The 26,907-nt window shown below is 70.1% G+C and carries 25 protein-coding genes, 1 other RNA gene and 1 pseudogene; 11 read left to right on the plus strand and 16 right to left on the minus strand.

The features are described 5' to 3' along the window. Positions 1-52 precede the first annotated feature (52 nt). From V2J18_RS10515 to lexA, 9 genes and pseudogenes are all read right to left on the minus strand, one after another. Positions 53-985: an STM4011 family radical SAM protein gene (locus tag V2J18_RS10515; RefSeq protein ID WP_186442636.1), complete on the minus strand. Its 933-nt coding sequence runs from the start codon at positions 983-985 to the stop codon at positions 53-55. Positions 986-995: 10 nt separating this feature from the next. Then, complete coding sequence (locus tag V2J18_RS10520; RefSeq protein WP_336131748.1) at positions 996-2,354, minus strand: STM4012 family radical SAM protein; 1,359 nt, start codon at positions 2,352-2,354, stop codon at positions 996-998. Continuing rightward, positions 2,351-3,211 carry an STM4013/SEN3800 family hydrolase gene (locus V2J18_RS10525; protein WP_336131749.1) on the minus strand — a complete coding sequence of 287 codons (861 nt, stop codon included), beginning with the start codon at positions 3,209-3,211 and terminating at the stop codon, positions 2,351-2,353. Before V2J18_RS10525 ends, V2J18_RS10520 begins: the two co-directional genes overlap by 4 nt. Positions 3,212-3,218: 7 nt before the next feature. Further along, positions 3,219-4,319: an STM4014 family protein gene (locus V2J18_RS10530; protein WP_336133093.1), complete on the minus strand. Its 1,101-nt coding sequence runs from the start codon at positions 4,317-4,319 to the stop codon at positions 3,219-3,221. Positions 4,320-4,344: 25 nt separating this feature from the next. Further along, positions 4,345-5,256: an STM4015 family protein gene (locus tag V2J18_RS10535; protein WP_336131750.1), complete on the minus strand. Its 912-nt coding sequence runs from the start codon at positions 5,254-5,256 to the stop codon at positions 4,345-4,347. 80 nt (positions 5,257-5,336) lie between these two features. Then, positions 5,337-8,483 (minus strand): error-prone DNA polymerase, encoded by a 3,147-nt coding sequence (locus V2J18_RS10540; RefSeq protein WP_336131751.1) that lies wholly within the window; start codon positions 8,481-8,483, stop codon positions 5,337-5,339. Continuing rightward, complete coding sequence (locus V2J18_RS10545; protein ID WP_064749249.1) at positions 8,480-9,925, minus strand: Y-family DNA polymerase; 1,446 nt, start codon at positions 9,923-9,925, stop codon at positions 8,480-8,482. Before V2J18_RS10545 ends, V2J18_RS10540 begins: the two co-directional genes overlap by 4 nt. A 154-nt stretch (positions 9,926-10,079) precedes the next feature. Beyond that, positions 10,080-10,691 (minus strand): annotated as a pseudogene (gene imuA, locus V2J18_RS10550) (translesion DNA synthesis-associated protein ImuA); the annotation flags it as partial. Between the two features lie 5 nt (positions 10,692-10,696). Then, positions 10,697-11,359 (minus strand): transcriptional repressor LexA, encoded by a 663-nt coding sequence (gene lexA / locus V2J18_RS10555; protein ID WP_064749248.1) that lies wholly within the window; start codon positions 11,357-11,359, stop codon positions 10,697-10,699. Positions 11,360-11,685: 326 nt separating this feature from the next. On the opposite strand from lexA, the gene V2J18_RS10560 reads away from it, so the two are divergent. The 4 genes from V2J18_RS10560 to V2J18_RS10575 all read left to right on the plus strand — a co-directional run bounded on the left by V2J18_RS10560 (position 11,686) and on the right by V2J18_RS10575 (position 15,090). Then, a complete protein-coding gene (locus tag V2J18_RS10560) occupies positions 11,686-12,345 on the plus strand; it encodes a GbsR/MarR family transcriptional regulator (protein ID WP_336131752.1) in 660 nt (219 codons plus the stop codon). A gap of 61 nt (positions 12,346-12,406) precedes the next feature. Next, on the plus strand, positions 12,407-12,868 hold the full coding sequence (locus V2J18_RS10565; RefSeq protein ID WP_336131753.1) for a thiol-disulfide oxidoreductase DCC family protein: 462 nt from the start codon (positions 12,407-12,409) through the stop codon (positions 12,866-12,868). 10 nt (positions 12,869-12,878) lie between these two features. Continuing rightward, on the plus strand, positions 12,879-14,411 hold the full coding sequence (locus V2J18_RS10570) for a TIGR01777 family oxidoreductase (RefSeq protein WP_064749246.1): 1,533 nt from the start codon (positions 12,879-12,881) through the stop codon (positions 14,409-14,411). Then, the gene (locus V2J18_RS10575; RefSeq protein WP_064749245.1) at positions 14,365-15,090 is read left to right on the plus strand and encodes a DUF4166 domain-containing protein; all 726 of its coding nucleotides are present in this window, start codon (positions 14,365-14,367) and stop codon (positions 15,088-15,090) included. The genes V2J18_RS10570 and V2J18_RS10575 overlap by 47 nt, the downstream gene beginning before the upstream one ends. Positions 15,091-15,425: 335 nt before the next feature. Here the strand turns inward: V2J18_RS10575 and V2J18_RS10580 are convergent, their stop codons facing one another. Together V2J18_RS10580 and V2J18_RS10585 are read right to left on the minus strand one after the other, a co-directional pair. Continuing rightward, the gene (locus V2J18_RS10580) at positions 15,426-15,902 is read right to left on the minus strand and encodes an RES family NAD+ phosphorylase (protein ID WP_064749244.1); all 477 of its coding nucleotides are present in this window, start codon (positions 15,900-15,902) and stop codon (positions 15,426-15,428) included. Between the two features lie 34 nt (positions 15,903-15,936). Continuing rightward, complete coding sequence (locus V2J18_RS10585; protein ID WP_064749243.1) at positions 15,937-16,545, minus strand: antitoxin Xre/MbcA/ParS toxin-binding domain-containing protein; 609 nt, start codon at positions 16,543-16,545, stop codon at positions 15,937-15,939. 536 nt (positions 16,546-17,081) lie between these two features. Between V2J18_RS10585 and V2J18_RS10590 the strand changes: the two genes are divergently transcribed. After that, positions 17,082-17,522: a GNAT family N-acetyltransferase gene (locus V2J18_RS10590; RefSeq protein ID WP_064749241.1), complete on the plus strand. Its 441-nt coding sequence runs from the start codon at positions 17,082-17,084 to the stop codon at positions 17,520-17,522. A 275-nt stretch (positions 17,523-17,797) separates the two neighbouring features. Further along, positions 17,798-18,268: a hypothetical protein gene (locus V2J18_RS10595; RefSeq protein ID WP_064749240.1), complete on the plus strand. Its 471-nt coding sequence runs from the start codon at positions 17,798-17,800 to the stop codon at positions 18,266-18,268. 95 nt (positions 18,269-18,363) lie between these two features. Here the strand turns inward: V2J18_RS10595 and V2J18_RS10600 are convergent, their stop codons facing one another. The 3 genes from V2J18_RS10600 to V2J18_RS10610 all read right to left on the minus strand — a co-directional run bounded on the left by V2J18_RS10600 (position 18,364) and on the right by V2J18_RS10610 (position 21,418). Then, a complete protein-coding gene (locus tag V2J18_RS10600) occupies positions 18,364-19,218 on the minus strand; it encodes a hypothetical protein (protein WP_064749239.1) in 855 nt (284 codons plus the stop codon). Between the two features lie 1,371 nt (positions 19,219-20,589). After that, positions 20,590-20,943, minus strand: a transfer-messenger RNA (tmRNA) gene (gene ssrA, locus V2J18_RS10605). Between the two features lie 103 nt (positions 20,944-21,046). After that, positions 21,047-21,418, minus strand: coding sequence for a helix-turn-helix domain-containing protein (locus V2J18_RS10610; protein ID WP_031373591.1), 372 nt, complete (start codon positions 21,416-21,418; stop codon positions 21,047-21,049). A gap of 189 nt (positions 21,419-21,607) precedes the next feature. Between V2J18_RS10610 and V2J18_RS10615 the strand changes: the two genes are divergently transcribed. From V2J18_RS10615 to V2J18_RS10625, 3 genes are read left to right on the plus strand one after another with little or no spacing between them, the layout of a single operon-like run. Continuing rightward, positions 21,608-21,919, plus strand: coding sequence for a hypothetical protein (locus tag V2J18_RS10615; RefSeq protein ID WP_336131754.1), 312 nt, complete (start codon positions 21,608-21,610; stop codon positions 21,917-21,919). Further along, positions 21,916-22,245, plus strand: coding sequence for a hypothetical protein (locus V2J18_RS10620; RefSeq protein ID WP_336131755.1), 330 nt, complete (start codon positions 21,916-21,918; stop codon positions 22,243-22,245). Before V2J18_RS10615 ends, V2J18_RS10620 begins: the two co-directional genes overlap by 4 nt. A 57-nt stretch (positions 22,246-22,302) precedes the next feature. Next, entirely contained in the window at positions 22,303-24,516 is a 2,214-nt protein-coding gene (locus tag V2J18_RS10625; protein ID WP_336131756.1) for a CHASE domain-containing protein, read from the plus strand. 165 nt (positions 24,517-24,681) lie between these two features. Here the strand turns inward: V2J18_RS10625 and smpB are convergent, their stop codons facing one another. Continuing rightward, entirely contained in the window at positions 24,682-25,194 is a 513-nt protein-coding gene (gene smpB, locus V2J18_RS10630; protein WP_064749235.1) for an SsrA-binding protein SmpB, read from the minus strand. Between the two features lie 160 nt (positions 25,195-25,354). Between smpB and V2J18_RS10635 the strand changes: the two genes are divergently transcribed. Next, positions 25,355-25,819: a type II toxin-antitoxin system RatA family toxin gene (locus V2J18_RS10635; protein ID WP_336131757.1), complete on the plus strand. Its 465-nt coding sequence runs from the start codon at positions 25,355-25,357 to the stop codon at positions 25,817-25,819. Then, on the plus strand, positions 25,816-26,094 hold the full coding sequence (locus tag V2J18_RS10640; protein WP_336131758.1) for an RnfH family protein: 279 nt from the start codon (positions 25,816-25,818) through the stop codon (positions 26,092-26,094). Before V2J18_RS10635 ends, V2J18_RS10640 begins: the two co-directional genes overlap by 4 nt. Before the next feature lie 278 nt (positions 26,095-26,372). On the opposite strand, the gene V2J18_RS10645 is transcribed toward V2J18_RS10640, so the two are convergent. Then, positions 26,373-26,774, minus strand: a complete 402-nt coding sequence (locus V2J18_RS10645; protein WP_064749232.1) for an outer membrane protein assembly factor BamE — start codon at positions 26,772-26,774, stop codon at positions 26,373-26,375. Positions 26,775-26,907 lie beyond the last annotated feature (133 nt).

The following is a 26,907-nucleotide window of genomic DNA, read 5'->3' on the forward strand; positions in this document are numbered from 1 at the left end:
CGGAAGGGGGGCGCGCGGCGTGAACGCCGGGCGGTGACCAGAGTAGCGCAGCTCAGGCGTCGGCCGGCGCCGCCGGCACGCGTTCGAGCACGCCGCCGGCGTAATCGCGCAGAAACGGCAAGTCCGGGCGGTGGGCGTAGCCGATGTAGCAGTCGCACCGCGCGTTCGGACAGGCGCGCGGACGCAACTGCGCGGCGTAGCTGCCGTCGTAGAGATTGCCCAGCGGCTCGGCGACGAAATGGCAGCGGCGCACGTTGCCGTCGCCGTCGACCGAGATCACGCGCTCGCCGGTCAGGCAGGGCGCGCCGAGGCTGGGCGCGGGCTCGAGGTTGTAGCGGAAGTGCGGATCGATGCGCTGCAAGCGTTCGACCTGGGCGGCGTCGTAGTAATCCGGCGGGCGCGGGTCGAAGGCGTTGAGCCACATCGGCGTGCGCGCCGGCAATTGCGCGCGCAGCGCTTCGATTTCGTCCAGGTCTTCGCGCCGCGCGACCATGCCGACGCTGTGGCGCACGCCGCGGCGGTCGAGTTCTCGGCAGCGGGCGAGAAACGCGCTGCGCGCGACCTGGCTGGGGTGGTAGGTGCACCACAGCGCCAGCCGCGCGGTGTCGACCGCGTCCAGCCAGCGCATGCCCACGCACAGGTTGGTCTGGATCGCGACCCGGCGCAGTTGCGGCAAATGGCTCAGCGTCGTCAGCGCGTCGCGGTAATGGCGACGGACCAGGCCCTCGCCCCAGGGCGTGAACAGGATCGACAGCGGCCGTCGCTGCTGCGCGGCCCAGTCGACGAAACGCCGCAGGTCTTCGGCATCGCGACGCAGCGCGCCGCGGCTGTCGTAGGCCTTGGCGAAGGGGCAGTAGCCGCAGTCGTAATTGCAGCTGCTCAGGCGCCCGCGGTACAGCACCGACAGGTGGCCCGGCACGGCCGCGTCCGCCGGCGCCGGAAAGCGGCCGTCGGCGACGAGGCGGGCGTGGTCGTCGAGGTTCATCGCGATGCGCTCAATCCAGCCGGTAGTCGCGCATGCGTTCGGCGACCGCGGCCGACACCAGCCAGGGGCCGATGGTGTCGGCGCGGGCCATGCCGGTGTCGGTCAGCGCGATCAGCTCGCCGTGTTGCTCGGCCAGGCCGAGTTCGAACAGTTCGGCCAACTGCGGCAGTTGCTGCAGGCAATCGGCACCGAAGCGGTCGCGATAGTCGGCGCGGTCAAGGCCCGGCCGCACCAGCAGCGACTGGATCGCGTGCCGGCGCCGGCGTTCGTCCTCGTCCAGGGCGATGCCGTAGTCGGCGTAGCCGAACGAGGCTTCGTCGCGGGCGAGATAGTGGTCGAGGATCTCGGCCACGCTGCGCCGGGCGACCCCGTACTCGCTGGAGTAATGCAAGGCGCCGGTGTAGGAGCGCGCACCGCAGCCGATCCCGACCATGCCGTCGCTCTGGCAGCAGTACACCGGCGCGGCGGTGTCCGGCGCATGCGGGGCGCGGAACATGCGCATCGACACCTGGGTGTAGCCGGCGGCGAGCAGGCGCGCGCGGCCGGCTTCGTACAGGGCCAGGCGCGGGTCCAGCGGTTCGGCCTGCACGGCGAACCCCGGCTTGCCGCGCTTGCCTTCGATCCGGCCCAGCCCGGTCAGCGGCCGCACGTACAGCGGGTAGAGGTAGATCTCCTCCGGCACATGCGCCAGCGCGCTGTCGATCGAGGCGACGAAGCTGGCCTCGCTCTGGCCGGCGATGCCGTAGATCAGGTCCAGGTTGAGCGTCGGCAGGCCTTGCTCGCGGATGCAGGCGATCGCGCGTTCGACCACCTCGCGCTGTTGCGGCCGCACCAGCGCGCGCACTTCGGCCTCGCTGAAGCTCTGGATGCCCATGCTGACCCGGTCGATGCCGGCGTCGCGGCACAGGCGCAGTTTCTCCGCGTCGACGGTTTCCGGCGAGACCTCGATCCCGGCCGGGATCGCGCGCAGGTCGATGTTGGCGTGACGCGTCACCATCTCGAACACCCGGCCGAGCTGGCCGGCGTCGAGATAGCTGGGGGTCCCGCCGCCGAGGGCGAAGCGCACGAAGCGATGCTCGCCCAGGGCCGCCGCGGTGGCGCGCAATTGGCGTTCCATCTGCTGCAGATAGGCCTCGACCTGGGCCGGCGCCGGCCGCGCCAGCGCGAACAGGTTGCAGAAGCCGCAGCGGTAGGAGCAGAACGGCACATGCAGGTACAGGAACAGCGCCTCGCGGCGCTCGCCGGCCCACAGTTCGCGCAGCGGCAGCGCCGGTTGCAGCGGCCGGTAGGCGGTTTTGTGCGGGTACGAGTAGGAGTACGCCTGGTACGGCGGCAGCTGCAACAGGTCGGCGAGGGTCGGGGCGGTCATGGATCGAGCAGGAAGTGCGCGTAGGGCACGGTCATCACCGTGTCGTGGGCGAGGCGGTGGCCGTGGTAGCCGTCTTCGCCGTAAGCGGTGCCGTGGTCGGAGCAGACGATGGCGAAGGCGCCGCCGCGTTCGCGCAGGACGGCGAACAGCGGCGCCAGCGCCGAGTCGACGTAGCGCAGCGCGGCGCAGTGGCTGTCGTAGCCGTCGCGCTGCGCGCCGGGCAGGTAGTGGCGGTTGGGCTGGTGCAGGGCGGAGACGTTGATGAAGGTGAAGCAACGCCGCGCGCGTAGTTCCGCGCTGCGCAGGCGTTCGCAGGCCAGCGCGACCTGGCGTTCGGTGGAGTCCGGCGCGGTCACGCCGAAGCCCGGGTTCCAGTGGCTTTCGTCGAACAGACCGGGAAACTGCGAGCCGAGCGGATTGCGCTGGTTGAAGAAACCGACCCCGCCCAGGCAGACGGCGTGGTAGCCCAGGTCGCGCAGGCCGGAGACGATGTCGGCGCGGCCGCGCAGCACGCAGGTGCGCGCGTCGGTGGTTTCGCTGCCTTCGAACTCCAGCGCGAACAGGCGCGGATGCGGACCCGGCCGCGCCGGTGTGGGCAGAAAGCCGGCGAAGAACGCCGCGTGCGCGGCATAGGTGAAGCTGCCGGGCGTGTGCCGGCGCTCCCAGCCGCCGGGCGGCAGCAGCGGCCCGAGCACCGGCAGTTCGCCGCGTTCGTAGCACTGCTGGGCGGCGTCGTAGCGCAGGGTGTCGAGGGTGATCAGCAACAGATCGCGACGGCCGACGATGGCGCGCATGTCGGGTGCGTCCCGGTCGAAGCCGGCCGGGTCGGAGGCGGAAGCGTCGCTGGATTCGGTCATGGTCGGATCAGGCCGCGGCCCGCGGTGCGTGCGCGGCCGGCGTCAGCGCGGCCTGGTCCTGGTAGGCGTCGCGGCCCTGCCAGCGCAGTTGCGGCAACAGGTCGCCGAAGGCGTTGGCTTCCAGCACCCAACTGCGGCGTTCGCGCAGGATCAGGTCGAAGCCGATCGAGCGGCTGCGCGGGAACGCCGCCGCGGCGCGTTCGACCGCGGTTTGCAGGGCCTGGGTCTGCGCGGCGTCGAGCCAGTCTTCGACCGCGCCGCGGCGGTTGCCCAGGTGCAGGTTGGTCAGGGGGCTGCGGCTGACCCGGGCCACGCGCTGGCGCGCGCGGCCGTCCAGCGCGAGCACGCGCAGGTCGTAGTGCGCGCCGGCGTCGTCGGGCGCGCGCGGCTTGGCGATCCAGCGCTCGGCATAGGCGCCTTGCGCGGCCAGGGCGTCGATCAGGCGTGCGATCAACAGGCCGTCGGCGTAGCGGCGCGGGCGCAGCGAGTTGTACAGGCGCAGGCCGCCGTCTTCGTCGACCGCTTCGATCGAGCCGTAGGCGACCTCGCGACCGTCGCGATGGCGGCGGTAGGCGAGCACGCCGGCGCCGGAGGAACCGTAGCGGGCCTTGACGAAGACCCGGTCGCAGCCGGTGTCCCGCAGGCGCCGGCGCAAGTCTTGGTAGCCTTCGATCGCGCCGAGCAACGGCGGCGCATCGACGCCGGCGGCGATCAGGCGTTGCTGGCAGGCGAGCTTGTCGCTCATCGCGGCGATGTCGGCGGGCGGGTTGAGGTAGCGCGAGGCGTCCGGCAGGCCGGCGAGCAGGTCGGCGAAGCCGGCGTACCAGTGCTGCTGGTGCGCCAGTTCGCCGTATCGCAGCGGCGCCGGCGCATCGCCGTGCCCACCGAGGCGGCGCCAGCCGCGCTCGATCAGCGCCGCGTGCAGCGCCGGGTCTTCGCCCGGCGATTCGAGTTTGACCAAGGCCTGCGGATGCGCGGCCAGCGCTTCGCAGGCGAGTTCGGGCCGCAGCAACAGGTCGGCGTAGTCGACCAGCGCCGCGTCCAGGCCCTGCGCCTGCAGGGCCTGCAGCAGGCCCCGCACCCGCCGGCTGTCGCGCGGACCGAACAGCAGCCAGGGACGCGCCGGCACGGGCTTACTCGGCGACCGCGACGTAACGCTCGCCCTCGTACTCTTCCGCCTGCTCTTCCAGCACCACCGTGCACGGCAAAGCGGCCAGCTTGGCCTGCCACTCCGGCGAGATGTAGTGGTGGCTCAGGTCGATGCGTTCGATCGAGCCCAGGTGCGGGCTTTCGCACAGCGCCTGCGCGCCGACGTCGCCGATCGTGCCCAGCGACAGGTCCAGGGTCTGCAGGGTGGCCAGCCACGGCTGCTGCGCCAGCCACACCGCCAGTTCGTCGGCGATGCTGGCGTTGCGCAGGCCCAGGTAGCGCAGCTGGCCCGGCTGCAGCGAGGCCAGCAGGCGCTGATAGGTGTCCAGGCTGCCGTCGAAGCCGTATTCGTCGCTGCCCAGCCACAGTTCCAGGTGGCGCAGCGCCGGCAGCTTGGAGCCGGCCAGGGCGTCGGCGATCTTCGACGGCAGGCCGCCGCATTCGATCGCCAGTTCCTGCAGCTGGGCGTGGTCGAACGCCTGCAGTTCCAGGTTGCTGGAGCCGCGGATGCGCAGCGATTCCAACTGCGGGTAGGCGGCCAGCAGCGGGTTGTAGGCGGCCTGGATGATCCAGGAGATCTCGCAGTCCTCGTAGGTCATGTCGCCGACGAACAGGCCCTTGAGCGCGCCGAACTCGGCGCGGCGCTCGATCAGCGCATCCAGATAGCCGGTCGGGCCTTCGTCGTGGGCCTCGCTCCAGGGGCCGATCACCAGCGCCTCGATCGAGGCGGGCGGCACCTGCGCCAGCAGTTCGGCGAACAGCTCGCCCTGGCTCTCCTGGCTGTCGTAATCCTGGTGCAGGCGGTAGACGACGTCGCCGCCCTCGGCCTGGCCGCCCTGGCTGAAATTGACGATGCGCTTGCCGCGATAGAACTGCGAATACTCGCCGATGGCCACGGTAGGCCTCCTTGCCGAAAGTGGATCAAGCATACCCGCGCGCGCCGACCGCCGTCACGGTGCGGCGCATCGGCGCGGCGTCAGTGGAAGTCGCGCGAATGGGTGCTGAGGTTGCCGAGCAGGGCGGTCAGGTCTTCCATGCGCGAGACGATCAGGTGCTGGACGCCGTCGACGCGTTCCAGGCGGCCGTCGATCGCCATCAGCCGCGCCTCGACCAGGACCCGCCGCTGGCGCTGGGCCAGGTCGCGCCAGACGACCGCATTGACCGTGCCGTCCTCGTCTTCGAGGCTGAGGAAGGTGACTCCGGCCGAGGTCTCGGGATGCTGGCGCACGGTCACCAGCCCGGCGAAGCGCACCTGGCTGCCGTTGGCGGTCTTGGCCAGTTGCGAGGACCGCCGGCAGCGCCGCGCGTGCAGGGCGCTGCGCAGCAACGACAGCGGATGCCGGCCGAGGGTGGTGCCGAGCAGGGCGTAGTCGGCGCGCACGTCCTCGCCGGCGCTGGGCAGCGGCAGCGGCACCGGCGCTTCGTCGCGGGCGACGCCAGCGAACAGCGGCAACTGGGTGTCGACCCCGGCCACCGCCCAGCGCGCGCGATGGCGATGCCCCGCCAGCGCGCGCAAGGCGCCGGCGTCGGCGAGCAGGGCGCGCGCCCGCGCGTCCAGCGCCGCGCGCGCGCACAGGTCGTCGACGTCGCGCCACGGCGCCTGCGCGCGCGCGTCGCTGATCCGGTCGGCGGAGGCTTCGTCGAAACCGGCGATCAAACGCAGACCCATGCGGATCGCATGCGGGTGGCGGCCGCCGCCGCGGCCGGGCAGGGCTTCCAGGGTGCAGTCCCAGTCGCTGTAGCGCACGTCCACCGGCAGCACGGCGACGCCGTGGCGGCGGGCGTCGTGCAGGATCTGGCCGTGGGTGTAGAAGCCCATCGGCGCCGAGTTGATCACCCCGCAGGCGAACGCGGCCGGGTGGTAGTGCTTGAGCCAGCAGCTCACGTAGGCGATCAGGGCGAAGCTGGCGGCGTGCGATTCGGGGAAGCCGTAGCTGCCGAAACCCTTGATCTGCTCGAAGATGCGGTGGGCGAAGTCTGCGCTGTAGCCGTTTTTCAACATGCCCGCGTGCAGTTTTTCCCGGTGCGGCTCCAGGCCGCCGTGGCGCTTCCAGGCCGCCATCGAGCGGCGCAGCTGGTCGGCCTCGCCGGGCTGGTAATCGGCGGCGACGATCGCGATCTGCATCACCTGCTCCTGGAACAGCGGCACGCCGAGGGTGCGCTTGAGCACTTCGCGCAGCGCGTCGGAGGGGTATTCGACCAATTGCGGATTCTTGCGCCGCTGCAGGTAGGGGTTGACCATGTCGCCCTGGATCGGGCCCGGCCGCACGATCGCGATTTCGATCACCAGGTCGTAGAAGTTGCGCGGCCGCAGCCGCGGCAGCATCGACATCTGCGCGCGCGATTCGATCTGGAACACGCCGATGGTGTCGGCCTCGCAGATCATGTCGTAGACCGCCTTGTCGTCGCCGCCGGCATTGATCGCGCTCATGCTCAGTTCGCCGACGCCCTGGGACTTGAGCATGGCGAAGGTCTTGCGGATCGCGGTCAGCATGCCCAGGGCCAGGCAATCGACCTTGAGCAGTCCCATCGCGTCGAGATCGTCCTTGTCCCACTGCACCACGGTGCGCCCGTCCATGGCCGCGTTCTCGACCGGCACCAGGGTGTGCAGCGGACGCTCGGAGATCACGAAGCCGCCCGGGTGCTGCGACAGGTGGCGCGGGAAGCCGCCATTGACCAGCAGCGCGCTCAGGCCCACCACCTTGCGCAACAGCGGCGAATCCGGGTCGAAGCCGCGTTCGCGCAGATGCTCCGGCAGCGGCACGTCCTCGCTCCAGCGGTCCAGGGTGCGCGCCAGCTCGCCGATCTGGTCCTGCGGCATGCCCAGGGCGGCGGCGACGTTGCGCACCGCGCTGCGGCCGCGGTAGCTGATCGCCACAGCGGTCAGCGCGGCGCGCTCGCGGCCGTAGTGTTCGAATACGTACTGCAGCACTTCTTCGCGGCGCTGGTGCTCGAAATCGACGTCGATGTCGGGCGGCTCGTTGCGCTCGACCGACATGAATCGTTCGAACAGCATGCCCATCCGGGTCGGGTCGATCTCGGTGATGCCCAGGGCGTAGCAGACGATGGAATTGGCCGCCGAACCGCGGCCCTGGCAGAGAATCTCCCGGCGCCGCGCGAACTCGACGATGTCGTACACGGTGAGGAAATACGACTCGTAATCCAGCCGGCCGATGATGTCCAGCTCGTGCTCGATCTGGCGCTGCGAGTCGGCCGGGACGCCTGCGGGCCAGCGCCGCAACGCGCAGCGCGCGACCAGTTGGGGCAGCCAGGTCTTGGGCGTTTCGCCCGCCGGCACCAGTTCGTGCGGGTATCGGTAGTCCAGGCCTTTTTTCAGGTCGAAGCGGCAGCGCTCGGCGATGCGCAGGGTCTCGTCCAGCAGTTCGCGCGGATAGATCGCCGCCAGCGCCTTGCGGATGCGCAGGTGGCGTTCGCCGTTCGGGAACAGGCGCCGGCCGGCCTCGGCGACGGTGCAGCGGTGACGGATCGCGGTCATCACGTCCTGCAGCGCGCGCCGGCCGCGTTCGTGCATGTGCACGTCGCCGGCGGCGACGCAGGGCAGGCCGTGGCGCGCGGCCAGGGCCTGCAGCGCGGCCAGGCGCGCGGCATCGTCGGCGCTGCGGTGCAGGCCGACCGCGACCCACAGCCGGCCGCCGAAACGCGCCTGCAGCCAGGCCGCATGGGCCGCGTCGCGCTCGTCGCCGTCGGGCAGCCACAGCGCCAGCAGGCCTTCGCAGCGGCCGTCGAAGTCTTCGCCCAGGCTGCGGTACTCGCCCTTGCCGGCGCGGCGCCGGGCGAGAGTAATCAAGGCGCACAGCGAGGCATAGCCGGCGTCGCGTTCGACCAGCAGCACCAGCTTGGGCCCGCCGTGGATGCGGATCTCGCTGCCGACGATCAGGGGCAGGCCGGTATCGCGCGCGGCCTGCCAGGCGCGCACGATCCCGGCCAGGGTGCATTCGTCGGTGATCGCCAGGGCGCGGTAGCCCAGGTCGCGGGCGCGCTCGAACAGCTCGCGCGCGACCGAGGCGCCGCGCTGGAAGCTGAAGGCCGACAGGCAATGCAGTTCGGCGTAGTCGGGCAGGGCCTGTGCCTTGTCGGTGCGGTCGACGGATAGCGCGCTCATGCGAACCAACCGTGGAGCAGGAATTCGCCGTCGCCGCCGGCGTCGCGGTAGGCCCAACCGCGCTGGCCGCGCGCGGTTTCGACCAGGTAGTAGTCGCGGCGCACGTCGTCCTCGTCCCACCAGCCCGATTCGATCCGCTCCGGCCCGGCGAGGATGCGCAGGCCCGCTTCGCGCAGCGGCACGGGTTCGCTGAGCAGCCAGCCCGGGCGCGGCGGCATCGGCTCGGCGACGATGTCCGCGCGCGTTGCCGGCGCATCGCCCGGCAACGCGCGCCAGGCGCGTTCGGGCCGATGCTCGGCCTGCACCGCCAGCCCGGCCACCGCCTCGTCGCCGAGCCGGGCGCGCAGGCGTTCGCGCAATTGGTCCCAGGGTACGGCCTGCTGCGGGCGCGGGTCGAACAGGTCGCGTCGCGCCGGCACGAACGGCGGCAGTTCCTCGGCGAGCAGGCGCAGGCCGATCGCCGGCGCCGGCAATTGCGCCTGCTGCAGGCGGCCGCGGGCGAGTTCGAACAGCATCGCCGGGTCGCGCTCCGGCGCGAGCAGGCCGACGACGACTTCGCTCTGGCGATGAGTGCGGCCGTGCAGGCCCGGCTCGTGTTCCAGCACCAGCACGAAACGCGCCACGCCGCCGTCGCGGCCGGCCAGGTAGGCGGCCAGGTCGGCGGTCAGCCGGCGCAACGGAAACAACAGGGCCTGGCTGGATTCGACCTCGTGGCCGAGCTCGATCCGCGCCTCGAAACGGTCGGCCGGTTGGAAGTAGCGCAACGGCGGCGCGTCGACCCCGCGCAGCGCATCCAGATGGGTCAATGCCGCGGCGCCGAAACGCCGCCCCAGCGGTGCGCGCGGCAGCGCGAACACCGCGCCGAGCCGGTGCAGCCCCATACGTTGCAGCGCCTGCACCGTGTCGGCGTCGAAGCCGCTGCGCTCGATCGGCAGCCGCGCCAGCGCCGTCTCCAGTTGCGCGTCGTCGACGGCATCGTGTTCGCCCAGATTGCTCAGCACCCGCGCCGCGTGCGGGTTCGGCGCGGCGACGATGCGATGGCGGAAGCCCAGTTCGTGCAGCTCGGCGCTCAGGCGCTGGCGCAGTTGCGGCCAGGGCCCGAACAGGGCGCGGCTGCGGCCGACTTCCAGCACCACCGCATGGGCGAATTCGGTGCTGACCTGGGAGCTGTAGCGGTAGGCCCAGGCGGCGAGCAACTGGCGTGCGCGCTCGGTGGCGTCGGGGTCGTGGTCCACCGTGTCGAAGCCGTCGGCGATGGCCTGGGCCGCGATCAGCGACAGGCCGGGCTTGAGCCCGAGCGCGCGCGCGGCGGCGTTGACCGCGTACAGGCGCCGGCGCGCGCGCGGGCCGTCGACCAGGGCCAGCGCGCGCTGCGGCTGCGCGCGCTGGCGCAGGACCACGTCCAAGGCGAGTTGCGGCAGCAGCAGGCAGGCCCAGCGCACGGCGGCGTCCTCAGCGGCGCGGCAGGGCGACGACGGTGGCGCCGGCTGCGGCGCCGGCGAGGCGGACCGGTTCGGCCGCGGCCAGCGTCGGCGGCAGCATCGCAGCGGACGGCAGCACCGGCGCGGGGGCCGCGTGCGAGGAATGCGGGAACGCGATCGGCCGTGTCGGTGCGTTGCCGCCGCGGCACTTGAGCACGCGCAACTGGCGCGGCGCGGCATCGATGGCGATGCGCAGCGCCGCCGGCGAGGCATTGCGCGCCGCGCCCGCGTCGCGCATCGCGAAGCCCAGGCATTGCCCGGTTTCGGCGGCGACCTGCAACCGGCGCAGGGCGCGGTCGTCGGCGCGTTGCGGCCAGCACAGCACCGCCGCGCAGGCGCCCGAACGCAGGCATTGTTCGGCAGCCCACAAGGCCTCGCGCGCGCCGACGCGCACCCATTGCAGGCGCGACATCACCACGCCGGCGTCGCGCCAGGCCGGCGCGTACGGCAGCAGCGGCGGATCGACCAGCACGATCATGCGCGCGGCCTGCGCCGGCTGGGGCTGGGACAGGCGCGCCAGGGCCGGCCACAGCAACTCCAGCTCGCCGACCCCGGGCATCGGCAACAGCAGCTCGCTGAGCGCCGCATCGGGCCAACCACCGCTGGGCAGGGCGGCGTCGAGTTCGGCCAGGCCGGTGGGCTGGACCGAAGCGGCGCGCTGCGTCGGCTGACCGCGCCACAAGCGGCGCGAGTCGATCAAGCCGTCGAGGGCGACCAGCTTGCCCATCGGCCTCAGCCCCCGCGCACCAGGCCGCAGTACAGGCCTTCGATGGCGAAGTCGGCGTCGGCCGGGACCCGGATCGGCGCGTAGTCGGGATTGCGCGGCAACAGCGCGATGCCGTCGGCGCCGATGCTCAGGCGCTTGATGGTGATTTCCTCGCCGATGCGCGCGACCACGACCTGGCCGTGACGCGCCTCGGAGGTGCGGTGCACCGCGACCAGATCGCCGTCGAAGATGCCGTCCTCGCGCATCGAGTCGCCGCGCACGCGCAGCAAATAGTCCGGGCGCGGCGAGAACAGGCTGCGGTCGACCAGCACATGACGCTCGACCTCGGCATCGGCGCCGATCGGCGCGCCCGCGGCGACCCGGCCGAGCAGGGGCAGGGTGTCGCGCGGCGGCGCCTCGGCGAGATGGATATCGTGGCGATCGAAGTCGGCGCCGATCCGACCCGCCTCGGCCAGCCCGGCGGGCAGCAGGCGGATGCCGCGGGCGCGGCCCGGGTGCAGTTCGATCAGGCCCTGCGCCTGCAGCGCCTGCAGGTGGTAGCCGGCGGAGCGGTTCTGGCGGAAGCCGAAACGCGCGCAGATTTCCTGCTGCGACGGCGGCAGGCCGTCGGCGGCGATGCGCTCGTGCAGGTAGGCGAGCAGGGCGCGGCGAAGGTCGGTGAGGCTCATGTACTAATTTTAGTAATAAGTCGGCGTGCCGGTAAGACGGGGCCGGGACGCGGCCGACGGACGGAGGGGTGGAGGGGACAGCCTGGGCCGCCACCGTCTCGGGGCTTGCGACGCCGGCCCCTGTAGGAGCGGCGTCAGCCGCGACGCGAAATCGCGAAGATCGTGTATCCCCCTGATCTACCGGCCTTCGGCGGCAGGTGGCCCGGCGCCTGGGGTCGCGGCTCACGCCGCTCCTGCAAAAGCAGGCTCCGCGCCGACGAGCGGGCATTGACGGGCTTCCATTGCTTCGTTAATTTCTGTTTAAACAGAAATAAGCGAAGGCCGCCATGTCCCTCAGCCCCCTGCAAGAACGCTTCATTCTCCATTGGGGCGAGATGGGCAGCCGCTGGGGGGTCAACCGCACCGTGGCCCAGATCCACGCCCTGCTGTTCCTGTCCGAGCGCGCGATCACCGCCGACGAGATCTGCGAGACCCTCAACCTGGCGCGCTCCAACGTCAGCACCAGCCTGCGCGAGCTGCAGTCCTGGAACCTGGCGCGGGTGGTGCACGTGCTCGGCGACCGCCGCGATCACTTCGAGACCTACAAGGACGTGTGGGACATCTTCCGCGCGGTGGTGCAGGAGCGGCGCCGGCGCGAGATCGAACCGACCCTGACCATGCTGCGCAGCGCCGTGCTCGACGGCGACAACGCCGCGGTGCCGCCGGACCAGAGCGACCCGCGCGACCGCGCGACCCTGGCGCGCATGCGAGAGGTGCTGGAGTTCATGGAGACCGGCACCAGCTGGATCGACGAGATGAACCGGCTCGACCCCAAGACCCTGATCAAGCTGCTGAAGATGGGCGCGCGCATCCAGCAGTTCGTGCGCGGTGCGGCCAAGCCGCTGCCCGAACCGCAGGCGCAGGGCGGCGGCGTGCTGTTCGACGACGAAGGCGAGGCCGCGGTGGCGCAGGCCGACGCCGCGCCGCCGCGCGAGCGTCCGTCCTGAGTCGCCCCCTTTTTTTGTCCATCAATTTCTGTAATTACCGAAATAACTGTAGGAGTAGGCCATGAGCAAGGATTCCGTTCCGCGTCCGGTCCGGCCCCGGCCCCAACCCCGGCAAGTCGTCGCTTTGTACGACCGTGCCTGCCCGCTGTGCCGCACCGAAATGCATCGGCTCAAGGCGCGCGATCGCCGCGACCGGCTGTGCCTGGTCGACATCGCCGCGGCCGACTTCGACCCCGCCGCCTGGGGCTTCGAGCTCGAAGCGCTGCGCAACGCCCTGCACGTGCGCTGCGCCGACGGCCAGTGGCGGATCGGCGTGCCCGGCATCGCCGAGGCCTACCGCGCGGTCGGCCTGGGTTGGCTGACCTGGCCGCTGCGCGTGCCCGGCGCCGGCCGCATGGCCGCGCGCGCCTACCGCTGGATCGCGCCGAACCGGCATCGCGTCTCGCGCTGGCTGGGTTATCGCGAGGCCGGCGGCGAACCGGCGCCGCGCTGCGACGACGGCCATTGCCCGGTGCATTACTGAGGACGCGGTCATGGACCTGCACACGCTGTTTCTGAGTCTGTTGCTGCTGCAGATCGCGATGGGCGCGCTGGACACCGTCGCCCATCACGAGCTGATGGAAAAACTCGCCAACCGGCGCAGCGCCGCGCTGGAACTGAAACTGCATGCGGCGCGCGGGCTGGTCTACGGCCTGCTGTTCCTGGTGTTCGCCTGGCTGCGCCCACAGGGACTGTGGCTGGCGGCGGTGTGGGCGCTGGTGCTGGTCGAAGTCGGCATCACCCTGTGGGACTTCGTGGTCGAAGACGCGACCCGGCTGCTGCCCAACACCGAACGCGTGCTGCATACGGTGCTGGCGGTCAACGGCGGCGCGATGTTCGCGGTCTATGCCCTGGCCACGCGCGGCGACTGGACGCTGCCGAGCGCGCTGACGCCGGTCGCGCACGGCGGGATGTCCTGGGCCTTGAGCGCGGCCGCGCTCGGCATCGGCCTGAGCGCGCTGCGCGACGGCCTGGCCGCGCGCGCGAATGCGGCCGAACCGCCGCCGCGGCCGTTGCTCGCCGAGCATCCGCAGCAGCATTTCCTGATCAGCGGCGGCACCGGCTTCATCGGCACCGCGTTGGTCGAAGGCCTGCTCGCCGGCGGTCATCGCATCACCGTGCTCAGCCGCGACCCGCGCCGCGCCGCCTTGCGTTTCGGCGGCCGCGCGCGCTGCATCGCCGACACCGCCGAACTGCGCGACGACGAGGCCGTCGACGTGGTCGTGAACCTGGCCGGCGCGCCGGTGGTCGGCCCGCGCTGGAGCGCTGCGCGCAAGCGCGCCTTGCTCGCCAGCCGGGTCGGCACGACGCGCGCGTTGCGCGCCTGGTGCGAACGCGCGCAGCGCCGACCGGCGTTGTGGCTGCAGGCCAGCGCGATCGGCGTGTACGGCGCGCAGGCGCGCAGCGGCCCGGAACGGCGCGCGCCCGAAGCGGTGGCCGGCGATTTCGCCAGCGAACTGTGCGTGGCCTGGGAGCGTGCCGCCGCGCCGATCGCCGAGCAGGGCATGCGCATGGCGACCCTGCGCCTGGGGCTGGTGCTGGGCCGCAGCGGCGGCATGCTGCCGATGCTGTCGCTGAGCGCGGCGCTGGGCTGCGCGGCCACGCTCGGCCATGGCCGGCAGTGGTTCGCCTGGATCCATCTCGACGACGTGCTGGCCTTCGTCGAAGACGCGGTGCGCCATCCCGGCGTGCGCGGCGCCTACAACCTGGTCGCGCCGAACGGCTGCACCCAGGCCGAATTCACCCGCGCTTTGGCGCGCGCGCATCGCCGGCCGGCGTGGCTGCGCATGCCGGCTTGGCCGCTGCGCGCCGCGCTCGGCGAGATGGCGACCATGCTGCTCGACGGCCCGCAGGTCGAACCGCAGCGCCTGCTCGATCAGCGTCATCGTTTCGTACATGCCGGCCTGGACAGCGCGCTTGCCGTCCACGCACGCGCACCGCGTTTTTCTAGTGAGGGTGGCGAACACCCGGGGGAGTTCCATGGAACGGTCGAACACGGCCCGGCCGGCGCCGGCCGCTTGCGTTGAACCGGCGTTGGCCGGGCTCGGCGGCGAAAGCGCCGCCACCGCCGCGGCGCCGCGCCTGCCGGCTGCCGCGCACGATCTGGCCGCGCTGCTGCGCGCCGCGTTGGGTCCGCGCTGGGCGCTGCTGCATCCGCATATCCGCGCGCGGTTCGCCCTGGCGCCGGACGAGAGCCAGGCCGAGTACTTCGGCACCATGCACCAGGTGCGCTGCACTTGGCTGGGCGGCTTGTTCGCGCGCCTGATCCGCTACGCGCGGGTGCTGCCGCACCACAATGCCGAACGGGTGCCGTTCCGCTTCGACGTGCAGCCCTTGCGCGAGGGCCTGGGCTGGCTGAAGACCCGCACCTACCACTTCGCCGACGAGGTGTTCAGCTTCCGCTCGCGCATGAGCCTGGGCCGCGACGGGGTGCTGCTGGAGCGGTTCGGCGGCGGCCTGGGCATGCGGGTGCGGCTGGAAGTGCTGCCCAACCGGCTGGTGTTCGTCGACGACGGCTATTTCCTGCATTGGCGCGGCTACCGCCTGCCGCTGCCGCGTCCGCTTTGGCCGGGCCGCTTCGTTCTCGTGCATAGGGATCTGGATGCGACCCGCTTCGAAGTCAGCATCGACGTGGCGCATCCGTGGTTCGGGCCCTTGTTCCACCAGGACGGAACGTTCGAGCGCACGGAGAGCGTGCGGGGCTGAAACGGCGGCAGGGAATCCGCCGGACAGGGGGGCAGGGAAGCGGCGACAGGGAACGTGAGGCAGGGCCAGGGACGGCCGAGGCGAAAGCGCCAACGAGGCGGGGCAGCGCTCCGGATTTTCGGGAGGCCGGCCGCGCGGGTGCGACGGCGGCGACGGATGCGGCGAAACCCGCCTGTTTCTGTCCTCCGCGAAATCCGCCTGGTCTCATCCCCGCGTGGGCGGGGGCAGGGTTTCATCCAGGCCGCGCTGCGAAGCCTCCAGGCACGATGGCGAGCCTCGCGATGCCGGTCGTCGCGTGCAGGGCCGCCGCGGGAATCGTTGTGCGATGCAGGCGTCTACGGTGCGCGAAACAGCACGTTGTAATGAAACCGCCGCCCCGCCGTCGCGCGCAGCTTCTTCGCGTCGCGATGCTCGGGATTGATCAGCGCGTTGTATTCCTCCGGCACGATCACCGACGGCACCAGCAGGATCGCCGAGGCCTGGCTGCTCAGCCACTGCGCGCCGACGCGCACGCTGGCCTGGCCGGCCGGTACCGCGTCCCAGCCGCCGGGAAGGTCTTGCGGCGTCAACTGCACGCGCGCCTTCCACACCGCGGCCGGCACGTCGATCCAGACCACATGCCGGTTCAACGGCAGACCATGAGCGTCGACATAGGCGGCGGTTTCCAGCGCGGCCAGCGCCAGCGAGGTCGCGGTGTAGAGCACGCGCTGGCCGTCGTCGTTCCAGCGCCCCGGGTACTTGGCCGCGCCCGCGCCGCTCATGTCGTCGGCGCGGTAAGCGCGGGTTTCGGTGGCGATGCGCCAGAGTTTCATCGGCCGTGCCCCGTCCTTGCGGCGGCGCGGCGCGTCACTGGTAGGCCCCGCTTTCGAGCGAGCCGAGCAGGCGCGCGACCACGTCGAAACCGCTGGGCGTGTCCAGCAGGTCGGCCGGACGGCGGCCGCCCAGGGCCGGCTGCGGCTGCTCGATCCAACGCCCCAGCCAGCGCGCCAGATCGAATTCGCCGGCCTGGGCCGACACGCTGGCGTCGACGATCGACTGCGCGATCACCATCAGCCGCAACAGGCCCAGCGCGGCCTGGCCGCCGGCGCCGGCGATGCGCGCCTGCTGCGCGGCCTTGCTTTCCGCGGTGGCCTTGGCGATGCCGAGAATGTTGAACATGCGCACCGCCGGCAACTCCATGCTCGCGGCCAGGTCCTTGATGACCTGCGCCGGCACGCCTTCGCGCTCGACCGCGACGCGCTGCAAAGGCGTGGCGGTGCGCAGGTAGCTGACATAGCCCTTGAGCGTCGCCGGCCCGATCTCGGGCGTGGGGTCCTTCAGCGACGGCGTGCGCTTGCGTGCCGGGTAGGGCGCGTCGCGCAGATTGAGCGGGCTTTCGCGTAGCGTGGCCTTGCCCCGTTCCAGGGACTTGAGCGGCGGCTTGGCCGGCGAGGGCTTCTTGGCGGCTTTGGTCATAGGGGCAGGAGTATTTCGTCTGGATTTGGACAGACGTTAGCACAAAATTAGACGTATTGCCCAGTTTGGCCGGGTGCGTCCGACGGCCGTCGCGGCGACACGGTCTTGCCGCGGCCGGTGCTAAGTTCGCTCTCCGATCCCGAATCCCGAATCCCGAATCCCCGAATCCGGAAGTCGAACCGATGGGTCCAGCGAAGCCGCGCCCCGCCCCTCGCGCCCCCGCCGCCGGCACGCCGCTCGTACCGCCGCTCGCACCGCCGCTCGCACCGCCGCCGGGCGCGCCGATGTCCGCCGGCGAGTATCAGCGCCTGGCCGCCGAGCAGGCCGCGCTCAAGCGCGAACTCAGCCGCGTGTACGCCGAAGCCTGCGGCGGCAAACCCCGCGTCCCGCGCTGAACCGCGCCGCCGCGGTCAATAGGACCTGTGGCCGATGCCGCCTGCCGGCCCCCCCCGGCAGACTGCGTCGGCCGCTCCCGCGAAACGGGCGGTCTCGGCCGGCGAGCCGCCGGCGCCCACGTCTCGACGCCGCGCACCGCCATGACCGCCGTTCCCGAACGCCTGCGCATCAGCACCGATCCGGCCGACATCGACGTCGGTTTCGTCCACGAATTCCTGTCCACCCGCAGCGGCTGGGCGCAGGGCATACCGCGCGACACCGTGGAGCGGTCGATCGCCCATTCGCTGTGCTTCGCCGGTCGGATCGGCGCCGAACAAGTCGCGTTCGCACGGGTGATTTCCGACTACGCCACCTTCGCCAACCTGGTCGACGTATTTGTGCTGCCGCAGTACCGCGCTTGCGGCTACGGCAAGGCGCTGATGCAGGCGGTGCTGGCGCATCCGCAGTTGCAGGGCCTGCGCCGCTTCACCCTGGCCACGGCCGATGCGCACGGCCTGTACGCCCGGTTCGGCTTCGCCGCTCCGCGTTATCCGCACACATTGATGGAACGGTACGCGCCGGATATCTACCGTGCCGGTTGAGCCGAACGCAGCCCCTGAGACGTCGCCGCACTACACTGGCCGCGAGCCGACAGGGGGCTCGAGCGCCGCGCCGCGGCCCGGCGTATTCGGGGCCGCACCGGCCACGGCCGGCAAAGCCGATGCGGTCCGATCGCCGCCGCCGCCGCGCGGCGGCCGTCTCCACGCCGCCGACATCCCCCTCGTGCTGAACTCGCCATTTGCGGTTGCTATGCTTCGCGCCGGTCGTCGGCCCGAGGGGGCGCCGTCGTCTTCAATGCAGTAGGTAAGGAGTCGTCATGAATTGCCGCTCACGCATCCTGATCGCCGGTCTCGGCCTGGCCTTGATCGCTGCGCTGCCGGCCCAGGCCCAGCGCCAGCGCGGCGGCGGCAAAGCCAATGCCGACCGCGCGGTCTACGACGCGGCGATCGAGCGCGCCTCGCGCGTCTGCCCCGACCACAGCGCCGAGCGCACCGGCGCCGGCGTGCGCTCGATCCCCGCCAGCGCCCTGCGCATGATCGAACAACGCGATTTCGTGCTTTGCCCCGACCTGCGCCTGGACACCCAGACCCCGGTGGTCTGGTACGGCCGCCAGGGCGTGTTCGCCTGGAACCCGCAAGCCCGCGGCGCGGTCAAGCTGCTCGCGACCAAGGCCGGCGCCTACGCCCGCGACAACTCCTTCCCCAAGGAAACCGTGGTCTGGAAGCCCAGCGGCAAGGAGGCCGAGGGCGCGCTGGTGCCGACGTTCCGCGGTCGGCTGGTGCGCTGAGACAATGATCGCGCGCGGCCGGGCTTGCATCGGCCCACATCGGCTGCGGCCGCCGGCGCAGCGTTGGCAACTCGTGAGCCGTTCGGGCTTACCCGTCACTGTGCCTCGGCCCCGTTGGTGTTCGGCCACCGTCTGTGGAAATCGTTCCACAAGATTTCCTCAGTGCAACCCGGCCCACCCATCACGGTCAGGGTTCGACTGTTCGGGTCCATATAGATGAGCCAAGGCCCATGTGGCATGTCGGGGGCCGTCGTACCTACCACCACCTTGGGCGTTTGGTAGGCGCGTTCGTACTCACCGATGACTTCGCCGAGCAAGTGAAAGAATCCAACACCGTCTTGCATCAGTGCCTCGAACTCAGGCCAGCTAACGATGCGTTCGCAGTCGTGCCGGCGCCGCACATGGATTCCCTCTGGGCTCAGTGCATAGTCGGCATGGGCGAATCCGTTCCGAACATCCGCGTCGAAGGCGTCGCGGAACACCTCGGCCAGTTCGGGCAATCCTTGATCGTATGCCTCCTCGGCCAAAAAACCCATGACCTTGTTGGCGTTCGGCGCAATGGTCTGTCCCGTCTTTCTGTGGCGCTTCACCAGTTCGGCAAACGGTTCCAGGTTGTAGTACTCACCCCTGCGTACCAGCAACATGCACATAGGTACACCCCAAAGGCCGGCCGCTTCCGCCGTGTGGCAATACAGCGCTAATGCGACACGACAGTGAATTCCTTGCCCCTTGTGCTGCCCCGCTTGTAAGAACCCGAGATACTCCCTAAAGGCGCGTTGGGCATCTATGGCTGACGTCAGAGTGTAGGCCTTGAACTCCGGGGAGAGTGAAAGGGCAAAGTTAAGCTCGTCCTTTCGGCGCGCCTCCTCAAATAGCTGGTCCAGTGCGTGTCGTGCCTTCGTTAGGAAAGGGCTTGTCGGCGCCTCCTCGTGATCATCAACGCCCATCATGGCTGCCTCCTTGTGTGCCAACACTATGGGGGAAGCCCTTGGACGACAACGGAGAAACCGGGTCTGCCAGCGTATGCGTCATGCGGGCGGCAAGCTTGCGGGATTGTGGCTTGGCCTGCTCAAGTGAGGGCGCAACCTCGGCAGAGCAAGCCGGCGCCGCACAACATCATGCATTTAATGAATTGACGACTGAGAACGATGGTAACTATCCGCAACTTCGAGCCGTGGATAACGTCGGTTTATTTAGACTTATGTCTGGAGTCGGTTTTGCATTCGGGTCCCGCCGGAGGCCTAAGTGGACAGAGGTGCACTGACCACAGACTTTGACATCTGAAAGTCTGCGGGCGCGCAACTACGGAGCAGCGCGCAGGAACCCTATGTGGTTGACGGAGTTAACGTCGGCGGTGAATCGACCGGAATTTGATATTCGCGCGATGTCGAACAGCAGCAAGTGGCCGCCGACGATGTCTTGAATACTGGACAGACGATACCTTTCGAGAATCGCGGGGATATGGCTTTCGTGAATGGCGATGCGGAAGGCGCTGTTACTTAGGCCAAAATTCGCATAGTAGGAGCTTCCGAGCGCCCAGTAAGTCAATCGAGGAACAACGCCCCAGAATCCATGCCAAGTGGCCGTATGGCGATCTGGGTCGGCTTGTTCGAAGCGTACGAATGCTGTGTGAACCGGAAGCTCGGTTTGATTTGGGTCGGGAAGACGTATCGGGAGTGCGCTCGTCTTGAACGACGGCCAGCCGACAAGTTGCTCTAAGAGTCTTTGTGGTCCCCGGATAATATTGGGGGATTGTCGCGTCCTTGATCCACCTCCTTGGGTCCGCTGTCCCTCGTCAGTCTCGGAGGCTGACGGCTCGGCTTCCGACGGCTCCGTCTGTTCCGTCCGTATGTGCACGACGAGTGTTTTCCGGCGCTCCTCCCAATGGGCCACAGTGCTGTCGCCGTCTTCGCTTTCCCATGGGTCCGAATAGTCGCGAGTGATGTCGCAATTCGCGCCATGTGGACGACTGGCGAAGTGAGCGGACCTAGCACGTCGTCCGCCGCCTGGCGGCGTGCCCCGTCTGTAAAAGGCCGGCTCACCGCAGTAGGGGCAGGTCAAATGTCCTCGTAGGACGGCCCTGTCAGCTTCCGAAAACTGTGAGAGCTGTGTAGCGGTGTAGTCGCGATCGTCAATCGCGCAACGTGCGGTTTGCATCCATTCCCCCGTTCTGGACACCTGGCATCAAGTGTCAAGAGGGATCGAGCAAACGTCAAACCGCCACGCGACGGCTCGAACGCTTCATCCGTACTGCGATCCGTATACCCAAGAATTCAGGGTTCGACAAAAAGAAAAACCCCTGATAAATCAGGGGTTTGTATTGGTGGAGGTGGGCGGAATCGAACCGCCGTCCGAAGGCACTCCATCCCCGGCACTACATGCTTAGCGCTCCGTTGGATCTCGTCCCGGGACAGCACGGCGCGCAAAGCGCATCCAAGGACCAGCCTGCTAGAGGTTGACCCGGAGCTGGCAGGCGGCGGCTCCGGGCGATTCCGTGATAGTGACCCTACGCTGCGAGCACGGACACAAGCAGTTTCGGGGCTTACGCCTTAAGCGGCGAGAGCGTAGTTGTCGTCGTTGGCAACTAGAAGTTTGCAGCTGGATTTACGAGGAAAGCTACCCCCTCGGCATGCGCCAAGCGATTTCGCGACCCCCGTCGAAGCCAGTGCACCCCCGGGGACAGCCAAACTGCGCTGACGTGTTCAGTATAGGGCCTGGCGGCGCGTTCTCAAGCATCGCTTTAGCGGTCGGCGGCCGGGGTTCAGCCGCGGCGCCGGCTCAGTTGCCGTCCAGCAGCTCGATCAGGGCGCGGCGCTTCTTGCGCGAGAGCTTGCGCATCAGGCCCATCAGGCGCAGTTCGTCGGGATCGCTGTACTTGGCGGCGTTCTCGCGCACCGACAGCGATTTGCCTTCGATGGTGCCGCGGCCGGTGGCCAGCCATTCGAAGCTGACGTGCTGCTGCACGGCGATCTGCAGCATGCGTTCGAGCTCGGGCAGGGCCAGGCCGACCAGCCATTTGCGGGCGGTCTCGCGGCTGACGTCGTAGTAGGCGGACAGAGCGCCGGTGCGGGCCCGGCCCTTGGCGAATCCGGAAAAATCCAGGGCCTGGTGCAGCCGGTTGGCGAATTCTTGGTGGGGCGCGTTGGTCATGAGGTCTCGCCGGAGCATCCTGCAGGGCTAAACGTGGGCGCCGGCCGTCCCGGGCCGCCGGCCCAGGGAGGATAGCGCAACTCATTGTTGCGTACCCCTTCGCCAAAACATCACTCTTTGCGGTCGTTGAAAAGAGCAATTTGTGGTGGTAAGTTGGCCTGGCATGGATGCAAGGCCGGAGATCAGGACATGGACTCGAAAGGCAAGACCGCGTCGCGCGACGGTTCCGGGCAGGGAAGGCGGCGAGCCGCTAGCGCTGCGGATGCGCCGGCGTTGCCGCGCTCGGCGGCACGCGAACCCAATCCCATCGAACGTTACATCGCCTGCTTCGTCACCGCGCGCGCGGCGGCGGAGGCGGCCGGCGTGTCGACCGCGATGCTGCGGCGCATGCGCGGGCGCGGCTTCGTTTCGACCCGGGCGCGCGCGCTGCTGATGGCGCAGGCCTGCGACTTCCGCATCGCCGCGGCCGAGCTGTTGGCCTTGCCGGCGCAGGTGCCGTGATGGGGCCCCAGTGGTGGTGGCGGGCGTGGGTGCGGGTCGCGCGCGAGGCTTGGCGGTTGCGGGCGGGGCGCTGGCCGGCCGGGGCGCCGGCGGGGCGGATCGGCCTGGCCCGGCGCGCCGATCGCAACGGCCAGGCGTTGTTGGACCTGGCCGACGAGATCGACCGTTTTCTGGCCTGCCAACAGTTGGACGGGCGGCCGGTGGCCTTGCAACGGCACTGGCCGCGGGTATGCCGGCAGGTCGCTGCCGATCACCTGGAGTGCATCAACCGGCTGATGCTGGCGGGCGTCTGGGACGACGAAAACGCGGCGCCGGGCAAGGATTGAACGCGCCGCGGCCGGCGTGAGTGCGGTGCACACGAGCGGGCGGGTATGCTTGTTCGGATGACGACGAGCGATCCGGCCGAGCACGCCCCTTCCGCGTCCGACGACGATGCCGAGCTGGCCGGGTTGATGCCGCGGCGCGGCTACCTGCTGGCGCTGGGCGTGCTGATCGGTTCGTTGATCCTGGTGTTCACCGCCTGGCGCATCGCCCGCGACCGCGAGCTGCGCTCGGCCCAGGCCGAGTTCGTCGGGCGCACGGTGCAGGTGACCGAGCTGATCCAGCAGCGGCTGGTCAATTACGAACTGGTCGCGCGCGGCGGCGTGTCGCTGTTCGCCTCGGTGCAGCGGCCGACCGCGGAGCAATGGCGCGCCTACGTCGACGGCATGAACATGCAGCGCCGGTTCCCGGCGACGCTGGGGCTGGGGTTCGCCGGCTACGTGCCGCAACGCCTGCTGGTGCAGTTGCAGAACGAGTGGCGCGACGCCGGCTACGGCCTGCTGACGGTGCGTCCGCAGGGCGTGCGCGAGGTCTATGCGCCGGTGCTGTTCCTGGAGCCCAAGACCCCGGCCAACGTCGCGGCGATCGGCTACGACATCCACTCCGAAGCGGTCCGGCGCGAGGCGATGATCGCGGCGATGGACAGCGGCCAGGCGCGGCTGTCGGGCAAGATCCACCTGATCCAGGACGGCCCTCAGCCGCTGTCGACCGGCTTGTTGCTGACGCTGCCGGTCTATCTGGGCGGCGGCCGGCCGCAAAGCGAATCGCTGCGCCGGGCCGAGATGCAGGGCTGGGTGTACGTGCCGTTCCGGATGGAGCGTTTCGTCCAGACCACGCTGGGCGGCAGCCACGACGACATGTTGTTCCGGATCTACGACCGCAGCGGCGGGCGCGACACGCTGTTGTACGAGGCGCCGGGCATGAAGGGGCAGGCCGCGGCGTTCGTGCACCGGGTCAGCTTCGACATCTACGGCCGCAGCTGGCGGATCGACTACCAGTCGGCGCCGGTGGAGCAGGCGGTGCCGCGCCTGGCCGGGTTGCGCAACATGTTCGCGCTGGGGCTGTTCTCTTCGCTGCTGCTGTACGGCATCGCCTTGATGCTGGCGCGCACCGAGTCGCGCGCGCGCAACATCGCCGTGCGCATGACCGAGGATTTCCGCCGCAGCGAGGCGCGCTTCCGCAGCGCCATGCAGTATTCGGCGATCGGCAAGGCCTTGCTCGACAGCGAGGGCCGGATCGTCGACGCCAACCCGTCGCTGGCGGGCATCGTCGGCACCGGCATCGGGCAGCTGCGCGGGCGGCGTTTCGAGGAACTGCTGGAGCATGACGACGGCGACGAGGGCGATGGCCGCACCGACGAGGACGGCGTGCACCGCGCGACCCGTCGCCTGCACCGCGAACACGGCGTCGCGCGCCAGGTGCAGCTGACCTATTCGCCGGTGCCGGGCAACGTCGGCCAGGACATCGCCGGCCTGGTCCAGGTCGAGGACGTGACCGAGCGCCTGCGCGCCGAGGCGCGCGTGCACGCGCTCAACCGCACCCTGGAGGCGCGCGTGGCCCTGCGCACGCGCGAGCTGAGCCAGGCCAACCAGGAGCTGGAGGCGTTCGCGTACAGCGTCTCGCACGACTTGCGCGCGCCGCTGCGGGCGATCGACGGCTTCAGCCGCATCCTCGGCGAGAAGTACGCCGACCGGCTCGACGCGCCCGGCCGCGACTACCTGGGCCGGGTGCGCAAGGCGGCCGCGCGCATGGGCGATCTGATCGACGCCTTGTTGAAGATGTCGCGCTTGTCGCGCGGCGAGCTCAAGCACGAGAGCGTGGACCTGGGCCGGGTGGCGGCGGAGGTGATCGACGAACTGCGCGTGGGCGAGCCGCAGCGCGCGGTCGAGGTGAGGATCGACCCGGACATGCGGGTCACCGGCGACGCTTCGTTGTTGCGCAACCTGCTCGGCAATCTGCTCGGCAATGCCTGGAAGTTCAGCCGCGACCGCGATCCGGCGCGGATCGAGTTCGGCCTGCGCGAGTTGCCCGGCGGCGGGCGCGAGTTCTACCTCAGCGACAACGGCACCGGCTTCCCGCAGGCCTATGTCGACAAGTTGTTCCGGCCGTTCCAGCGCCTGCACAACGTCGAGGATTTCGCCGGCCACGGCATCGGCCTGGCCTCGGTCAAGCGCATCGTCGAGCGCCACGGCGGGTCGATCCGCGCCGAGGGGCGCGAAGGCGAGGGCGCGACGTTCTTCTTCACCTTGCCGCTGGAGGCGCCGCGCGGGGAGTGAGGGGCGGCCGGGCGTGGCGGGCGTCGCTCCGGACGGCGATGGGCCGCGCTTGGATGCGCACTCGACGAGCCGCCCCTACAAGCAGGGGCCGGCTCGGGCATCGATATGGGGTTTCCGCGCGCCCCTGGTCGCGGCTTATGCCGCTCCTGCAGGTGGGAAGCGGGTTCAGGCGTCGCGGTTGTGGCGGCGCATGACCCGCTGCTTCTCGCGCGCCCAGTCGCGTTCCTTGCTGGCTTCGCGCTTGTCGTGGGTCTGCTTGCCCTTGGCCAGGGCGACTTCGATCTTGACCTTGTTGCCCTTCCAGTACAGCGCGGTCGGCACCACGGTGTAGCCGTCGCGCTGGACCCGGCCGATCAGGTTGTCGATTTCGCGCCGGTGCAGCAGCAGCTTGCGGGTGCGGCGCTCCTCGGCGACGACGTGGGTCGAGGCCGAGATCAGCGGGGTGATCTGCGAGCCGATCAGGTAGATCTCGCCGTGCAGGATCACGGCATAGCTTTCGGTGATGTTCGCGCGTCCGGCGCGGATCGACTTGAGCTCCCAGCCCTGCAGGGCCAGGCCGGCCTCGAAGCGTTCTTCCAGGTGGAATTCGTGGCGGGCGCGCTTGTGCAGCGCGATGGTGCCGCCGGCGGCGCCCTTTCCTTTATCCTTGCCGGCCTTGTTGTTGGTGTTTTTAGCCATCCGGCGATTGTCTCCGATCCGGAGGCGGTTTGAGTAGCCGGGCGGGGCGGCGAGGGCCTCCGGAGCCCTGCGGCCGCTCGGCCGGCGATGCTTGCGGCAACGGGCGGCCCGCTTTCGCCGGGTTGAAACCAGCGCCGCGATCCCAATTAGCGAAACACGAATGCCTACCATCCGCCGCTCCGCCTTGGTCGAACACTCCGCCGCGCGCATGTTCGCGCTGGTCAACGATGTGGCCGCCTACCCGCGCCGTTTCGACTGGTGCGAGCAGGCGCAGGTCCTGGAGGCCTCCGAGCAGCACATGGTCGCGCGGTTGGACCTGGGCCTGGGCGCGCTGCGGACCTGGTTCACCACCCGCAATGTCTTGTCGCCGCCGCACCACATCGAGTTGCAGTTGGTCGACGGCCCGTTCCGCAAGCTCGGCGGGCGCTGGGAGTTCCATGCCCTGGACGAGTCGGCCTGCAAGGTCACCCTGACCCTGGAGTTCGAGCCGGCGGTCAAGCTGCTCGGCCCGGCCTTGGCGCTGGGCTTCCAGAGCCTGGCCGACCGCATGGTCGACGATTTCGTGCGGGTCGCCGACCGCGGCGCCGAGCCCGGCGCGCCGGTGGCCGGAGTCGCGACGACATGAAGGTCGAGCTGGTCCGCGCCTGGCCGCGCCGCCACGAGGCGGTGGCGCTGGAGCTGGCCGAAGGCGCGACCGTGGCCGCGGCGTTGGCGGCGGCCGGCTGGCAGGACGATCCCGAAACGGTCGCCTATGCCGTATTCGGGGTGCGGGCCATGGCCGACACCGCGCTGCGCGACGGCGACCGGGTCGAGCTGCTGCGGCCCTTGCAGCTCGACCCCAAGGAGGCGCGCCGGCGGCGCGCCGCCGACCGCCCGCTGAAGCCGCCGCCGAAGCAGTAGCGGCCGGAGCAGGCGCCTGTCGAAAAAGGGGGCGGTCTAAAGCGCGCCTGTCGAAGAGGGCGGCTGTCCAAGAGCGGGCCCGCGAAGGGCGGGGCCTGGAAAGCCGGGGCCGCCGACGCGCCTGCTGCCGGCGCCGGCGTTCGCGGCGGTTCTTCGATCAGTGTGCGAACGGGCGTGCGGGCGAGGACGGAGCGGGCTGTGCGCACCGGCGCAGGCCGGACGGCGCAAACGAAAACGGCCGCCCCGGGGCGGCCGTTCGTGCCTCTGCGGCGGCGCTCTCAGCTGCCGCGGCGGCGCTTCTTGTCCTTTTCCTTGGCCAGGTTGCGGCCGAACTGCTTGACCGAGGCCTTGGCGATCTCTTCGTCCTGCTCGGGGAAGTAGTCGCCTTCCCACTTGGTCAGGGCGTCGTTCTCGAACCACAGGGTCAGGTTCTTGCGCGAGGTATGGCCGAGGCGGTCGACGCGCTGGGTCGAGGTGTAGTCCCAGCGGTTCTGGTGGAACGGGTCTTCGATCGACGGGGTGCCGAGCAGGGTCTGCACCTGCTGCTTGCTCATCCCGGTCTGGAGTTGGTCGACCGCGGTCTTCTCCAGCAGGTTGCCCTGGTAGATCGGCTGCTTGTAGATGATGCCGCAGCCGGCGGTGAGCACGGAAAGCGAGAGGACGAGCAGGAGCTTACGCATCGGGTCGGGGTCTGCGGCAGTCGAAGGCAACGGGGCCGATGATACACTGAAGCCCGCACCCACCAAGGGCGGTTACGGGCGCGCGGCAACCCCTCGCGTTCATCCGCCATTCCGGCCCAGCCAGCCCAGTCCG

It is taken from the genome of Lysobacter firmicutimachus, assembly GCF_037027445.1.
Lineage (GTDB): Bacteria > Pseudomonadota > Gammaproteobacteria > Xanthomonadales > Xanthomonadaceae > Lysobacter > Lysobacter firmicutimachus.